Below are 15,473 nucleotides of genomic sequence, written 5' to 3'. Positions count from 1 at the left end.
CAGAGGCCTATTCGTTGTAAGAAGTGGTCAAGCACCAACAAGTTCTGTTACTCGTATACAGAAATTGTCGTTCATCACCAACACTTCTCCGCGTGCAATGAGTCGACCGTTGACGAAGATGTCGACGGGATCGCCCGCAAGTTTATCTAGGGCCACAACGCTACCGGATCGCAGTTGCAAGACCTCTTCGAGACGCATCTGGGTTCGTCCGAGTTCGACGCGAAGGTCCATCTCGACTTCACTGAGCAACTCGATCGGCTGATTCTCACCTGGCGCTGCATCGCCGGCGAGGTCACCTAGCTGAAACGGCTTGGGCTGGTTCTGCGTTCCCGCGGGTTGGCCCACGGCCTGCTCGAGATTTTCAGAGGCTTCTTCTAAGAGCTTTTCAATATCGTCGGTGTCGACGTTCTCTTTCGGCTTCTCAGTTGGCTTCGCGTCTTGGGCCGTTGCTGCCGCATCGCCACTTTTTTGAGGTTTGTCTTCCGGATCTGCCACTGCGATTTCCTTCCTTGGAACCTTGATGAAGTTCGGCAACGATGATGCTCGGCATTTGCTGCTGCATCAACTAGCGATACGACTTCTCGACTTCGTGTTTCACGCCCATTGCACGTCTAAGACGTGACCGCTTGATTTGCGCCGTTGCGCAACGGCCTAATCTGCGATGATGCGCTACTGCTCAAGCAGTTGATAGCTCTTAAAGCCGACCGCAAGCAACAGGTCTTCTTCGAGCAAATGATTGCACGACGTCAAAATTCGCCGTTCGAGCAGTCCAAGATTGTTCTCGTTGAGCTCCTCGAGCGAGCTATTACGGATTTTGCGGCGGATTGCGTTGCGTAGACGTCCTTCTTTGTCCGTGAACTCCAGCTTCATCTTGTCCGCATTTTTTTTGCGAATCAGACCATAGAGATCGAGTTCCACGCGATAGTTTCGCTCCGTATCGTGCGGGCTGAAAACTTCGCCGTACATTCCCAGTTGAAATTCTTGGACCTTATTTTCGTCCGAAGCTTGTTCTTCCGCTTCCGCGTCGACTTCTTGAACGGACTTGATCAGCTTGGCTTCGGCCAGTGCGCTGACATCCTCGGCGCTAGGCACCAGGAAGAAGAACATTGCGGTTTCGATCAAAACGACGACTGCCACAAAGGCGATTATCAACGTGCGGCCACCGCCACCCGTTGGCGGAGCCACGGGTTCAGCGGTCGTTTCGTCTTGCTTTTCTTCGATTTCGTCAGCCATTTCAGCTTCGTATTTATTAACGGATTTGTATTGGATTAAGGATTCGATCTGGTGGAATCACTGATTTCAATCGTTGCCGCATCTCTTTCATCGGCTGTTCCAAGCAAATCCTCAACCGTTTCATCGAGCATGAACACTTCGACTCGAGGATTCTGAGTCGCCGATTGTCCATTGCTCATGGGTTCACTGTCGCCAGCCGATGAGATACGGAAGCGATTTGCTTGCAATTTTTCTACCTTCACGAGGTACTCACGAACCGCAGCGGCTCGTTTGACGCCCAACAGCATCGCTTCATCTGAATTCCCTGTGCGAGCAGCGAATTCAGCCGAAACGTGACCACGGGCTTCGATCTTCTGAGGCTTTCCACGCAGTTGGGCAGCCAAATTCTTCAATACCCCGCGTGCCGATGTCGTCAGCTCATCCGAGCCGATCTCGAAAAACACGACGCTACCCACGGCGGTCATTTGCCCTGGACGAACGATTCGTACTTTGGGCTCTTCGCCCACCGGTGCCTTATCCGGAACACCACCGTTGGCAGTGTCTTTCTTCTTGGCTCGACCGGTGGTCGCAAGTGTGGTGAAAGCTGATTGCCGTGGCTTCTGTTCACCGGGAGCAAGAGCATCCAAGGTGCGAGCATATCCGAACTGTCGTTGCATCGAATCGACGAGCGCTTGGTACGTTTCTTCTTCTTTGATCTCGCTAAGCGAAACCAACATGATGAAGAACGTAAGCAGCAAGCTCATCATGTCACCAAAGGTGACAACCCATTCGGGAATTCCAATGACATCATCTTCTTCGTCCATGGCTATTCAGCATCCCGTTGTTTTGGTGGCAAGAAGGTGCGTAGTTTTTGATCAATCGCACGAGGGCTTTCGCCAGACTGAATCGCCATCACACCGCGGATCGCAATCTCATGGCTTACCATCTCGTTGCGGCTATTGAGTCCGAGCTTCTCGGCAAACGGGCTAAAGAACACATTCGCGACGATCGCTCCGTAAAGGGTGGTGATCAACGCGACGGCCATACCCGCACCAATACCCGACGGATCGCTCATGTCTTGAAGCATCATGATCAAACCCATCAAAGTTCCGATCATGCCGTACGCCGGAGCAAAACGACCGAGTTGGTCCATGATGCTCTTGCCTTCCTTATGTCGTTTTTGGATGGCTTCGACTTCAGTTCGCAGAACTTCTTCGACCACTTCAGGAGTGCTGCCATCGACGGCCATTTGAATGCCGGTCTTGATCAAAGGATTCTGGATGTCGCCAACTTTTGATTCCAGGGCTAACAATCCATCGCGGCGGGCTGTCTCGGCGAGTTCAACAATTTGCTTGATCATCGTCAGACGATCTTCACCCTTGTTGAGCAATACCTTCAGCGCGATTAGTGGCGACTTCATGATGCTTCCCATCGGGAAACAAATTAACGCAGCCGCAAACGCACCGCCCACCACCACCATGAAAGATGGAATGTCAATGAAGGCGCTGAAAGGGGCGTTGCCCATCGCGATCGAACCGATGATCAGGCCGATGGCGAGAATCAAACCGATGAGGCTGGCAATATCCATGATGTGTAGTCTCTGACTCGAAAATCAGTAAATAGGTTTGGTTGAGGGCGAAGTTACTAGGCGCTGGCGTTGGGGATCGAAGCGTCGGAGCTTGCGGTCATTCGCACCGGCGGCGGCATAAAGTGCTTGTGCTGCTGATACTGCACAGCTCTCTCTATGACGTCATCCATCGTTTCAGCAACGACGATGCGATCACCGGAGGTCAACGTGATAAACGTGTCTGGCCGCTTCTCTACATAGCGGATCAGTTCAGCGTTGAGCACAAATGGCTCGCCGTCGAGTCGTGTCAGTTTGATCATCAAGAAGTCCCCGGAACGTTTCTCCAAGCCAATCGGCTCAAATGAAACCATTCAATGTGCGATTCGAATTCAAGGATGCGAATCATGCTTGGTTTCCCAAACGAGATCCCACCTTGGATTCAATCAAAGCTAGGACACGGTGAACGTAGCGGACGGATGTGGTGAAAAAGAAACATCGCCCCGGACCAGGAAAACCTTCGTTAGATCGCACTACCGGCTTGACCGTCACAATCCGCACCGCCGCACTGCATGTCACCTCACTTTTCCGCTCGAAGCAGATTCCGCTGCGATTCTTTCGCGTTACGGCAAGGTTAATGATGTCCATCAACCTCGACCCGGAGCGTCCCGGATGAAACGTGACACGTACGGGCCGATGGCGATGTGAACAGAATGTCACTGCCTGCCGCTGTCGCGAGATTGCTCGGCGTGAAAACATCGGTTCGGGGTAACCCGGGGGGATCTTCTGCCATAATGTTGTGATGAACGATTCAGATCCAAACATTGACGATCTTCTGACCCGGGTTTTACGCGGCGAAACGTCTGCGTTTGAGGGAATCGTACGCCGGTTTGAGCGTCCGCTACGGGCGTGGTTTGCAGCCCATGCGCCGCCCGGAGTGGACGTCGACGAGATCGCACAACGAAGTTTTGTTGCCGCATTCACGCGATTGCCAGAGTACGAATTAGGAACCAATTTCGCTGGATGGTTGTTCACGATCGCTCGGTTTCAATTGCGAACTGAAACAACACGGTTACGGCGTATCGCTGATTATCACTCTCGATTTGGGCCGGATTTGCTGAGGCGGGAACTCGATCGTCGTTGTGACGATCCACCGGACCACTGTGCGATCCAGTTTGAATCGTTGACCGAGTGTCTAGAAGCTCTGGCCGAGCAGTCGCGGTGTTTCGTTGCTTGGCGGTATGACGAAGAAATTCCCCTCGACGAGATGTCTCGACGAAGTGGGCGTTCGGTTGCGGCAGTCAAGAAGCAGCTTTGGAAAATCAGGCAACAGTTGCAAAAGTGCGTAGAGGCTCGGATGGAAATGCTTGAAGGAGGTGCATCGTGAATTCACAAGATCGCTTTGCAGATTTGTGGACCGATTTTCTCGAAGGAGAGTTGGATGACGACGGCATGGCCAGCCTCCGCGAATTGTTGAGCACCGACGATGAACTGCTAGCGAAGGCGGCTGACCTCTATCAAACGCACCGCCTTCTAGGATTGACGGTGCAAGAGCATTCAACGCAACGGAACGAGTTTGTACGTCAGACGATGTCAAAATTGCCGGCCAACCACGGCGAGTTTGTCGGCAGTGTCATGTCACGCGTCGATCGTGCGGGTGTGTCCGTCGAACGCCGATTGCCGGTCGTTCGGTGGTTGCTCGCTGCCGCTGCCGTATTGGTTTTACTGGTGGGCGTTTCCTACTGGCAATCACATGATCCAGTCGCCGTCGTGGATCCGCCCGCGACAAGTCGAGTGAGGTTGGCGAGTGCATCGCAGGCAAGATTTTTTGGTGAGCTGCCACCGCCGGTGAATTCGATTCTTTCAGTGGGGCGAGAGTATGTCTTGACCGGTGGATTGATCGAGGTTGCATTCCCCGCGGGGGCATCCGCGATTCTCGAAGGGCCGGCGGTATTTCGAGTGACCTCAGATGAAAGTTTGGCGTTAGACGTCGGTCGGTGCTCGGTTCACGCACCCGATGGCGCCGAAGGGTTTCGCATTGATACTCCGATGACACGAGTGGTTGATCGTGGGACTCGGTTTTCTGTCAGTGTGGCCGAAACGAGTGAAACCGAAGTGCATGTGATTGAGGGTGAGGCGGACGTTTATCCCCTCGGTCGTCCTGAAGCAGATTCTCAGAAACGTTTGACCGATGGTCAGGCAGGGAAATTTGCGACCGAAGGCGCGTTTGATACCGTAGCGGTTCCTTTTGATGCGAGTGGCTATCGGCGTCGTTTGCCCGACCGAGTGGTTTCGTATCAGGCGACTACGGTTGATGGCGGTGCCGATCTTTTGACCAGTGTTACCGTGCAGCGCGGTGGACGGTCCGAAACCATTGACGTCAATGATTTGATTGCGTCGCGATTAACTTGGTTTCATTCAACAACATCAGTGGCGTTTTTGTGTGGCCGTGAGCAGTTGCCCGATTCGCGAATGGAAGTCGCTTCGGATCGCAGTCTTGTCACGGGAGCAATCAACCCGGGCGGAAGTGTGGAACCACTAACAAGCGATCCTGAAATGCTCGATACCGGTGGGACTCCGGGTATGGCGATTGGCTTTGAACGACCTGTTCGAAATGGACCTGGTGCCGATGTGGTCTTCTTCGATCTGCAAACATTTGGCAACCCGATGGATGGTGATGCTTTCCATGTTAGCCCGCTGGCGTTTCGTGATGGTCTTCGATCTCACACCATCCGCAAATACGATCTGACCATGGAGTCGCCCGAGGCAATGGAGCTTCGAAGCTTCCACGTTCATTTCACCACCGAGGTTGCTGATTCACTTGATTCTTGGAACCGTTTGAAAACGATTCCAAGAAAGCAAACCATGCGTTTTCGTGGTTTGGCCGTCGGTATCGACTTGTCCGACTTGGGCTATGCCGAGAACGAATCGGTCGAAGGACTTTTCTTACAAGATGCAATGGACGACGGAAACTTTGTCGATCCTGTGTTCATAGGTGGATTGCCTGCGTTGGATCCCCAAATGAGAGATGCAAGATGAACTATCGTTGTGTAGCTTTTCTCGGATTCGGTTTCGCTTCGGCGTTGGCATATGCTGCTAACCCTAGTGATATCGAACACCAGAATTTTTTCGAGAATGAAGTTCGCCCGTTGCTGGCCGCTAACTGCGTTTCATGCCACGGCGAGGATAAACAGGAAGGTGACCTGCGACTCGATTCGTTAGCGATGATGTTGCAGGGTGGTGAAAGCGGCCAAGCGGTTGTGCCAGGCCAAGTAGACGAGAGCTTGCTGGTGGAAGCGATCAACTACGACTCGTTCGAGATGCCACCGAGCAAGCAACTTGGCGATCAGGCGATTGAAGTGCTGACACGCTGGGTGGAAATGGGAGCGCCGTGGCCGAGTGATAAAGAACATCTCATTCGTCCTTCCCAGAAAGAGTTTACGCAAGAGGATCGCGATTGGTGGGCGATTCAACCGGTTGCCGATCCGTCGGTTCCCAATTGCGGCGATGGATGGGCGGTCAACGAGATTGATCGGTTCATTGCGCGTAAACTTGAAAGTGAAGGACTCGAGCCTGCCGCCGAAGCTAGTCGGATCGAGTTGGTTCGACGCGCATACTTTGACCTTCACGGCTTGCCGCCAACGCCCGATCAAGTGAACGCATTTGTGAATGACGATCGGCCCGATGCTTGGCCGCGTCTCATTCGAGAATTGCTCGACAGCCCTCGGTACGGCGAACGTTGGGCTCAGCACTGGCTTGATGTGGTTCGTTTCGCCGAAAGCGACGGTTACAACGAGGACGCGTTTCGACCCAGTGCGGGTAAGTTCCGTGATTACGTCATCGCTTCGCTCAATGATGACAAGCCCTACCGCCAATTGGTGCGAGAGCACCTTGCCGGCGATGAAATTGCTCCTAACGACCCCGATGTGTTTATCGGTACGGGGTACCTTCGTCATGGAGTCTATGAATGGAACCAACGCAATGCCGTCATGCAGTGGGACCTGATCGTCAATGAAATGACTCGGGTCACGGGCGAAGCGTTTCTCGGAATCGGTATTGGATGCGCCCAATGCCACGATCACAAGTTTGACCCGATTTTGCAGAAAGACTATTTCGGTCTCCAGGCGTTTTTGTCATCCGTCGCGTGGCCGTTGAAACGTGAGTTAGCGACAAAAGAAGAGATCGAAGCGTACCGCCAGAAGTTCGCGGCTTGGGAGGATGCAACGGCTGAGATTCGCGATGAAATTCATTCGTTGGCAAAGGAACGTTTCGATGCGGACCAAAAATACACCGTCGAGCAGTTTCCGCCCGACGTTCAAGCCATCTACTTCAAGCCTGAAGCCGAAAAAACTACCTATGAGAAACAGGTGTCCTACCTCGTGGAGCGTCAGGCACAACGTGCAGCCAGTAAGTTCGACTATGCCAAAGAGCTGAAGAAAGATTCAGAGAAGTTGGCAAGGTATCAAGAACTCGAGACGCAATTGAAGCAGTTCGACGCGATCAAACCAGATCCGCTTCCCGACGCTTTTGTCGCGACTGACGTTAGTTGTGAGCCAGCACCTACCTATCTGATGACACGGACAACCAAGGAAGCGGTAGAGCCATCGTTCTTGGCACTGATGAATGAACCACCTCCAACGATCACGCCAACCCAAATGACAACGGGTCGCCGAACCGCACTGGCGGACTGGATTGTGCGGGACGAGAACCCGCTTTCCACTCGAGTGATTGTTAACCGGATTTGGCAGCGTCACTTTGGGACCGGAATCGTACCGACTCCCAATGATTTTGGCACGCTTGGCGAATTGCCAAGTCATCCTGAATTGCTGGATTGGTTGACTCAACGTTTTATTGAAAGTGGATGGACGTTAAAACCTCTGCATGAACTAATGATGAACAGTGCTGCCTATCGTCAGACTGCTCATCGCGAACCAACATCCTTGGAAAACGAGCTCGACCCTGAAAATCGGTTGCTATGGCGTTACCCACCGCAGCGACTCGATGCGGAACAAGTGCGAGACGCGATGTTGGCAGTTTCTGGTGAGCTGAAACACCGAAATGGCGGAGCATCGGTTGCCGGTACGTCACCCTATCGCAGCGTGTACGTGAAGAAACTTCGCAACAAACCAGACGAGATGCTGTGCGGATTTGATGCACCCCTGGGGTTCGAGTCAGCGCCCAACCGAACTTCGACCACCACTCCGGTGCAATCGTTGCTGCTAGTCAACGGCGCTTGGACGCTTAGTCGAGCGGAAACATTTGCAAAACGTTTGCTTGCCGGTAAAGACAAGTTCGAAGATGACAACGTTCGGATGGCGTATCGGCTTGCCTATGGTCGTGACGCGACTGATTCCGAAATCAGTGACGCGATTGGATTTGTCCGTCAGCAAGCTTCGTTAGTGAATGCTCCCCAAGTCGAAGACAAGTATCCCGGCGAAACAGGGCTACGCCCAGTGTCACAGTATTTTGCAGCGTTCCAAGATAGGTCCGTGGGTGAGAATGCTCTTTGGGTTCAACCTGGAAGTCGCTTCGAGCGGTTGCATTTGCAAGGGAGTATCGAACTTAGTGACGAATTCACTGTTAAGACGATCACGGTTTTAGATCGTTTGTATCCCGACGCCAGTGTGAACACATTGCTGTCGCGTTGGAACGGTAGTACCAAATCCGAAGGATGGAGCATCGGGGTGACGAGCCAGAAGTCGGCCTATCAGCCCGGCAGCTTAATCGTGCAGTTGGTGGGACGAACGTTTCAAGACGAACCGAAGTATGAAGTTGTCGCATCCGGATTGAAATTTCCGCTTGGCAAGCCCGTCCAAGTGAGCGTGACCATTTCAGCCAGCACATCCGAGGACAATCCTACCAACGGAAAGGTAACGTTCTCGTTACATGATTTGTCCAATCCAAACGCTCAACCTGAAACGGTTGTGGTGGATACGGCAGTGGTCAGCGGAATTCAGAACACGAAGTCCAAGCTGATCCTAGGAGGACGTGATGCAAACGGTCACCAGTGGGACGGGCAATTCGCAAACTTATCCGTGGATCGCGAGGATGGCAAAGGTCTGCTGATCGATTTGGCGTTCAAGGGAACCGATGGTGAACGTCCTGCACCCGATACGGCATGGCTGCGTCGAATGGAACCTAAGAGCACCGACATCTCGGCGAAGACGTTAAGCGCGGTAACAAGTTTCTGTCACGCGTTATTCAATTCCAACGAATTTCTGTATTTGCATTGATCATGTGTAACCAAATCATTCAACCTCAATCACGACGCGATTTCCTAACTGCCGCCGGCGGTGGTTTCGGAGCGTTGGCCTACGCCGCGATGTCGGGGCAATCGCTCGTTGCGGCTCGTCCGGAAAATCCGGCGGCCAGCAAGATTCCGCAGCGACTCGGCAAAGCCAAGAATGTGATCTGGTTGTTCATGGAAGGTGGGCCAAGTCATATCGACCTGTTTGATCCAAAGCCGCAAGTCAACAAGCTCGCTGGCCAATCGTTACCGGATAGTTTTACCCGTCCCGTCACCGCGATGGGTGAAGCTCATTCGCCGCTTTTGGAGTGTAAACGCAAGTGGGCACAACACGGCGAAAGTGGCTTGTGGATATCTGATTGGTTGCCCCAACACAGCAGCATCGCCGACGAATTGTGCGTGATTCGATCCTGTGTATCGGACGGAATCAATCATGCTGGTGGTGTGAGTCAAATGAACACCGGGGCCGTTTTTGGTGGTCGACCTTCGTTGGGGGCGTGGGTTTCATACGGTCTTGGCGAAGCGACCGATTCTCTTCCCACGTTCGTGGTGATGAAAGATAGCGCCGCGATGGTTGTCAATGGAGTCCGGATTTGGGGTTCGGGTTTCATGCCTTCGAGTTACCAAGGTGTTCTGTTCGAAACCGGAGCCGAACCGCTTCGCAACTTACACAATCCCACGAATGTCTCCGCTTTACAGCAACGAAGCAAACTTGACTTTATCAATCAACTCAATCGCCGCCACTATCAAGGTCGTGAATCGAACACCGAGTTAGACGCGAGGATTCAAAGCTATGAGATGGCTGCAAAGATGCAAGCCGATGCTCCCGTGGCGATCGATATAGAACAAGAACCCAAACACATCAAAGAACTCTACGGAATCGACAAGAAAGAAACCGAGGTCTACGGGCAACAGTGCTTGTTGGCTCGCCGGCTAGTCGAACGTGGTGTGCGATTTGTGCAGTTGTATTCGGGCGCCGGCAGTAAGTGGGACGCTCACAGCAATATTGAATCTAATCACTCGCGACTTTGTGGTGGTGTCGATCAGCCGATCGCAGGCTTAATCACGGACTTGAAGCAACGCGGTTTGCTCGATGAAACTCTGGTGATTTGGGGCGGCGAGTTCGGACGCACGCCAATGAGCGAAAAAGGGACTGGGCGGGACCATAATCCAACCGGGTTTACCATGTGGATGGCCGGTGGCGGCGTGAAGGGTGGGCAAACGATCGGCGCGACGGACGAATTGGGACTGTACGCGGTCGAGGACAAGCTGCATGTCCACGATATCCATGCGACCATCATGGGTTTGCTAGGAATGGACCACACCAAGGTCGTTTACATGCACAAAGGACGGCCTGAACGAGTCGATCTGAACGAAGGCAAGGTTTTTGAAGGGCTGATTAGCTAATGCGTTACGCCGCCCTCGCGTTGATCTTCGGTTGCACGTTTTGCGTCGTTCCCGCAGTTGCAGAATATCCCGGTGATGTTCGCTGGGACTTCAGTAGTGAAGAAGCGACCGAGCTTAAGATCCACGGGAACGTCCTGCGAGATCAGGCGGGACCTCGTCCGCCCGAATTTCCAGACTTCGCCGACAACAATACGGCCGTGCAGATCGATGGCGGTTACCTAGCGGTGCCAGATGTTGGGGCGAATAGCGTCTTCGATTTCACCACTGATGATTCGGTCACGCTCGAAGCCTGGGTGAATCCGAATGACATTCGCAATGGTGAACCGCGATATGTGATCGGCAAAGGAAGAACGGGTTCCCCCAACTTTTCGCGTGACAACCAAAATTGGGCACTGCGAATTGTCGGAAAGAATAGTCAAGCCAGCATCAGTTTTCTTTTCGCAACCAAGTTGACTGCGAGTGACAAGCATTGGCATCGATGGACATCGAATCAAAGTTTCCCTGTGGCGACCGGATGGCACCATATCGCGGTCACGTATCGTTTCGGGGACCCCGGTTCGATTCGTGGCTATATCAATGGTGAACCCACCGATGGAAAATGGGATATGGGAGGGCCGACGGAAGAACCACCGATTGTCGATGATGACGAAGTTCGTATCGGCAGCCGATTCAAAGGTTTGATCGACGCGGTGGCGATTCATCGTGAGGTCCTTGATGATCAAACAATCGCTGCCAAGTTTCGACGTGTGGGCGAACCGCGAGTCGCCGTGTTGCAGCCTGAGGTGATGCCCGACGTCAGCGGCGTGCCTGAAGGGCGTGTCCTAGTGCAACTTTGCGAAGGCTTGCCCACTCATCAACGCTGGCTTTACAAGAGTGAAAGCTGGCCCGATGAAACGTTGCGATGGACCAGCGACAGTTTCGTGATGTCTCAGCTTCCGCAGCAATTCGACGCATGGGGAATTCGTTCAAGCTGGAAGGCGCCTTTGTTGTTACGAATGGCGGCTGACGTTGATCTTCCGGTTGGTACAAACCGTTTCCTGATGCGGGTCCGAGACCAAAGCAGGTTGTGGATCGATGGCGAATTAGTGGCGAGGACGGAAGCTCAAACCAAGAGTCCACCTGATGGTGAAGAGCAAATGGCTCCGGTCGCTCGTCCGCCTTTGCCTGGCGTTAGAGCCCATGGTTATCGACAACAAGAAGTGTTTGGTGAAGCAACGATTGCGTCGGATTCAAACGAAGCTAGTCGCCGTTGCCGAGTCGTATTGGAGTGGGTTGTCGGTGGGAAAGGCCGAAGAACCGAGACTGGCGAAGTCTGCGTCGCGATCCTGGGCGAAGATGGGCGGTCGTATGATGTGCTTGCCGCGAACGAGCGGCGAGTGTCACTGACGGACTCAGCGGTCCTGGCCGAGCTAACGCGATTGGCATCGACGATCAGCGAATTCGATGACGATCGCCGACGAGCAGCGGCGGATTCTCAAAATGCCTTTTGGAATCGTAGGCACGAAAAAGCTCGTCAGTGGGTCAGTCAAAATTCGCTAACAACGAAGCCTTGGGCCGATCAGCATCCCACCAATCAGTATCCCACTGTTCAACATCTCGAACGTTCCCCGAAAGGTCAAAATCCGAATGACCAAAATTTGATCGACCAATTCATCAGCGATAAAATCGAAGCATCGCTCGCCGCCTCGGCTGAATCTGACAGCGAGCAAGTTGAGCACTTTCACGGTGAGGTTCTGCCCTTGCTGCGCGAGCAGTGTTTTCGCTGCCATGGAGATAAGGACAAAGGAGATTTGAAACTCAATTCGCGTGAAGCAGCGATGATGGCTGGTGAATCGGAGATTCCAGCAGTCGTTCCTGGCGATCTTGATGCAAGCGAATTGATTTCCCAAATTCGCGAGGGGGCGATGCCGCCCACCGATGAAGGACTCTCTCACGACCAAATTGCTACGTTGGAACGATGGGTGGCCAATGGTGCTCTTTGGCCATCGCCACCTTTGGCGGAAACTGATGTCGCGCTCGCACGCGTGACGGGTGATGAGAAGTTTTTGCGTCGCGTTTTTCTTGACACAATCGGCGTCCCGCCAACGCAAGAAGAAGCAAGACGCTTCTTGGACGACCATCGTTCTGAGAAACGCCAACGTGTGATTGATCAGCTGATTGAGGACCCGAGGTTTGCGGACCATTGGATGGGCTTTTGGCAAGACTTGCTGGCAGAGAATCCATCGCTGCTGAACGCTTCGCTCAACAGCACCGGTCCGTTTCGATGGTTTGTCTACGATTCACTTCGCGACAACAAGCCGATCGATAGAATGGTCACCGAATTGCTTATGTTGCGTGGAGATGCCGCTGAAGGCGGTAGCGCTGGTTTTGGCATCGCTGCCGAGAATGACGCTCCCATGGCTGCCAAAGGTCATGTGATTGCATCTGCGTTCTTGGGGATTGAGCTGCAATGTGCTCGTTGCCACGACTCGCCGTACCACAGTACCTCACAACGCGACCTTTACTCACTCGCGGCAATGATGGATCGAAAGGCGGTAACCGTTCCTTCAACCAGTCGAGTTCCCGCAGCATTTTTTGAAAGCCAGACAGATCGCGAATCATTGATCCAAGTCACCCTGAAACCTGATGAAGCGGTCACGCCAAAGTGGCCCTTCGCCTCCGTAACCGGCGTTGACGACGGACCAGACATCGATGCACTGATGATGACACCAAGCGACACTCGCGAACGACTAGCGGCTTTAGTGACTGCTCCGTCGAATACTAGGTTTTCTCAAGTGTTGGTCAATCGCATTTGGAAGCAGTTGATTGGTGTGGGGATTGTCGAACCCGTACACGATTGGGAAGGTCGACAAGCAAGTCATCCCGAGTTGCTTCAATGGCTTGCTGCCGAATTGGTTTCGCATGACTACGATTTCCGGCACATCGTTCGGTTGATCGTGACGTCGGATCTGTATCAGCGTGAAGCGGTTGGAAACAACGCGACTGTTGCGGCTGAACTGCGGTTCTTCAATGCTCCGGAACGCCGTCGCCTAACCGCTGAACAGGTCGTCGATTCATTGCATCATGCTGCGGGACAACCCATTGATGTGGAAGAACTAACGTTTGTGCATGATGGTCGTCGACCTCTGGGAAGTCGTCAAACACTAGGGCGGCCGCGCCGTGCGTGGATGTTCGGTGACTTAAAGAATGAGCGGGACCGTCCAAGCTTATCCCTGCCGAAAGCACGGGCCGTTGTCGACGTGCTTGAAGCGTTCGGTTGGACCGGGTCGAGACAAATGCCGATTGTTCAGCGTGAGACGGATCCCAATGTGCTGCAGCCGGGGATCCTGGCCAACGGAATTTTGGTGATGACGCTCGCGCGCGCATCACACGATAGTGAGTTGGCGAGACTGGCTCTTGAAGCCGATTCACCTAGTTCTCTGGTAGAATCATTGTTCTTGCGGTGTCTTGGACGCCTGCCAACGTCGGATGAGCGAGACACGTTCGTGCACGCTCTCGCGAGCGGTTTCGAGTCGCGGTTGATCGCCGAACCGGATGTTTCCGAACTTGTTCAACTCAAACCACTGCCCTTGGTGACTTGGTTTAATCATTTACGTCCTGAGGCCAACGAGATTCAAGTGGAGCATGAACGCCGCGTTCAATCGGGCCCATTGCCGGATCCGAGATTGGAAACCGAATGGCGTGAAGTCTACGAAGACGTTGTCTGGAGTCTCCTTAATCACCGTGAATTTGTCTGGATCCCATGATGAATCAATATTCACCAAGTCGTCGTGAGCTTCTTGCCGCCGGTGCGCTTTCAATGCTGCCTGCGTTTGCTCACGGTGAATCGTCTGATGCCTCGATTGTCGGAAACGCCGAGCACGTGATTTCGATTTGGCTTGGTGGAGGGATGGGGCAAATCGATACATTCGATCCCAAACGCAAGGGTGACCCCGCAGCGAAGCGATCCGGTTCCTATTATTCGTCTATCGATACTGCGGTTCCTGAAGTTCGTGTGTGTGAGCATTTGTCTAACTTGGCGCCGTTGATGGACCGCGTAACCGCCGTCCGCAGTGTTCATCACGAAGTCATCGATGAACACGCCGCAGCTACCAACCGCATGCATACCGGGCGTTCAATTAGCGGCACGATCACGTATCCATCTATCGGATCCATTGTTGCTCACGAGCGTGGTGCACTTAGCGATGTGGCTCCACCATACGTTTTGATCGGTTACCCCAATGTTACACGTGGCCCCGGATTTTTAGGAGCTCGTGATAGTTACTTGTATTTGACCGACACCAGTCGCGGGCCAGCGGGTTTGAGTCGCCCCGACGGTTTATCAGATCAACGACAATCACGGCGCGAACAGTTTTTGAACGCGCTCAACCAGAACGGTGATGCAACTTCTCAACAACGGTTGCTCGATTATGACGCAGCGATCCAGCAAAGTCTGAAGCTAAGTGGCCCTGATTTTTCTCGGGTGTTCGATCTTGATCGCGAACCAAGTGAATTGAGATCACAATACGGTGGTGAATTTGGACAGCGATGCCTGCTCAGCCGACGATTGGTCGAACGTGGTGTGCGGTTCATTGAAGTTTCTCACAATCTAAACTTCCTCAATGGCGCTGGTTGGGATGTTCACAATGCGGGGATCGAACAACAGCACCGTTTGATTCAAGAGCTGGACACGGCGGTCGCGACATTGATGATCGACCTCGAGAATAAAAAATTGCTCGATAAGACGTTGATCGTGATCACTACCGAATTCGGCCGACCACCGGAGTTTGACAGTGGCGGTGGCCGCGGCCATCAAGGAACCGCGTTTACTTGTGTGCTTGCCGGTGGTGGGCTTTCGCATCAAGGAGCATGGGGAGAGACAGATGAACTGTCGAAACGAATCATTTCCAATCCCGTCAGTGTTCCTGATTTTTTCGCGACGATTTGTGCTGCCGTGGGAGTGGACTATCGCAAGAACCTTTACGCTGGTGATCGCCCCGTTCCGATCACTGATCAGGGACAACCGATTGCCAAGCTGTTTAGTTAACCAACGATTAGAAACTG

General features: G+C 53.2%; 11 protein-coding genes. 6 read left to right on the top strand and 5 right to left on the bottom strand.

The genetic code is table 11. From position 1 onward, the window contains the following. Positions 1-27 precede the first annotated feature (27 nt). The 5 genes from fliN to Pla22_RS03370 form a co-directional block, all read right to left on the bottom strand. On the bottom strand, positions 28-495 hold the full coding sequence (gene fliN / locus Pla22_RS03390) for a flagellar motor switch protein FliN (protein WP_146513358.1): 468 nt from the start codon (positions 493-495) through the stop codon (positions 28-30). Positions 496-669: 174 nt separating this feature from the next. Then, positions 670-1,233: a dihydrolipoamide acetyltransferase gene (locus Pla22_RS03385; RefSeq protein ID WP_146513357.1), complete on the bottom strand. Its 564-nt coding sequence runs from the start codon at positions 1,231-1,233 to the stop codon at positions 670-672. Between the two features lie 35 nt (positions 1,234-1,268). Continuing rightward, entirely contained in the window at positions 1,269-2,036 is a 768-nt protein-coding gene (locus tag Pla22_RS03380; protein ID WP_146513356.1) for an OmpA/MotB family protein, read from the bottom strand. A 2-nt stretch (positions 2,037-2,038) separates the two neighbouring features. Further along, positions 2,039-2,800: a motility protein A gene (locus Pla22_RS03375; protein WP_146513355.1), complete on the bottom strand. Its 762-nt coding sequence runs from the start codon at positions 2,798-2,800 to the stop codon at positions 2,039-2,041. 56 nt (positions 2,801-2,856) lie between these two features. After that, positions 2,857-3,099, bottom strand: a complete 243-nt coding sequence (locus tag Pla22_RS03370; protein WP_146513354.1) for a flagellar FlbD family protein — start codon at positions 3,097-3,099, stop codon at positions 2,857-2,859. Between the two features lie 479 nt (positions 3,100-3,578). Here Pla22_RS03370 and Pla22_RS03365 point away from each other — a divergent pair, with 479 nt between their 5' ends. From Pla22_RS03365 to Pla22_RS03340, 6 genes are read left to right on the top strand one after another with little or no spacing between them, the layout of a single operon-like run. Then, the gene (locus tag Pla22_RS03365) at positions 3,579-4,163 is read left to right on the top strand and encodes a sigma-70 family RNA polymerase sigma factor (protein WP_146513353.1); all 585 of its coding nucleotides are present in this window, start codon (positions 3,579-3,581) and stop codon (positions 4,161-4,163) included. Then, complete coding sequence (locus Pla22_RS03360) at positions 4,160-5,815, top strand: FecR domain-containing protein (protein ID WP_146513352.1); 1,656 nt, start codon at positions 4,160-4,162, stop codon at positions 5,813-5,815. The genes Pla22_RS03365 and Pla22_RS03360 overlap by 4 nt, the downstream gene beginning before the upstream one ends. Then, positions 5,812-9,009 carry a PSD1 and planctomycete cytochrome C domain-containing protein gene (locus tag Pla22_RS03355; RefSeq protein WP_146513351.1) on the top strand — a complete coding sequence of 1,066 codons (3,198 nt, stop codon included), beginning with the start codon at positions 5,812-5,814 and terminating at the stop codon, positions 9,007-9,009. The genes Pla22_RS03360 and Pla22_RS03355 overlap by 4 nt, the downstream gene beginning before the upstream one ends. 2 nt (positions 9,010-9,011) lie before the next feature. Next, positions 9,012-10,430: a DUF1501 domain-containing protein gene (locus tag Pla22_RS03350; RefSeq protein ID WP_146513350.1), complete on the top strand. Its 1,419-nt coding sequence runs from the start codon at positions 9,012-9,014 to the stop codon at positions 10,428-10,430. Further along, entirely contained in the window at positions 10,430-14,176 is a 3,747-nt protein-coding gene (locus Pla22_RS03345; protein ID WP_146513349.1) for a DUF1553 domain-containing protein, read from the top strand. The genes Pla22_RS03350 and Pla22_RS03345 overlap by 1 nt, the downstream gene beginning before the upstream one ends. Beyond that, entirely contained in the window at positions 14,176-15,456 is a 1,281-nt protein-coding gene (locus Pla22_RS03340; RefSeq protein ID WP_390620240.1) for a DUF1501 domain-containing protein, read from the top strand. The genes Pla22_RS03345 and Pla22_RS03340 overlap by 1 nt, the downstream gene beginning before the upstream one ends. Positions 15,457-15,473: the final 17 nt, after the last annotated feature.

The organism is Rubripirellula amarantea (assembly GCF_007859865.1).
Lineage (GTDB): Bacteria > Planctomycetota > Planctomycetia > Pirellulales > Pirellulaceae > Rubripirellula > Rubripirellula amarantea.
Note: the sequence above shows the minus strand (reverse complement) of the source record. Positions and strands in the feature narration are given on the sequence as shown.

What these genes read in the sequence shown, in the direction of transcription:
- Pla22_RS03385 (WP_146513357.1), bottom strand. Translation starts at nt 1,233, where the DNA reads ATGGCTGACGAAATCGAAGAAAAGCAAGACGAAACGACCGCTGAACCC.
- Pla22_RS03380 (WP_146513356.1), bottom strand. Translation starts at nt 2,036, where the DNA reads ATGGACGAAGAAGATGATGTCATTGGAATTCCCGAATGGGTTGTCACC.
- Pla22_RS03375 (WP_146513355.1), bottom strand. Translation starts at nt 2,800, where the DNA reads ATGGATATTGCCAGCCTCATCGGTTTGATTCTCGCCATCGGCCTGATC.
- Pla22_RS03370 (WP_146513354.1), bottom strand. Translation starts at nt 3,099, where the DNA reads ATGATCAAACTGACACGACTCGACGGCGAGCCATTTGTGCTCAACGCT.
- Pla22_RS03365 (WP_146513353.1), top strand. Translation starts at nt 3,579, where the DNA reads ATGAACGATTCAGATCCAAACATTGACGATCTTCTGACCCGGGTTTTA.
- Pla22_RS03355 (WP_146513351.1), top strand. Translation starts at nt 5,812, where the DNA reads ATGAACTATCGTTGTGTAGCTTTTCTCGGATTCGGTTTCGCTTCGGCG.
- Pla22_RS03350 (WP_146513350.1), top strand. Translation starts at nt 9,012, where the DNA reads ATGTGTAACCAAATCATTCAACCTCAATCACGACGCGATTTCCTAACT.
- Pla22_RS03345 (WP_146513349.1), top strand. Translation starts at nt 10,430, where the DNA reads ATGCGTTACGCCGCCCTCGCGTTGATCTTCGGTTGCACGTTTTGCGTC.
- Pla22_RS03340 (WP_390620240.1), top strand. Translation starts at nt 14,176, where the DNA reads ATGAATCAATATTCACCAAGTCGTCGTGAGCTTCTTGCCGCCGGTGCG.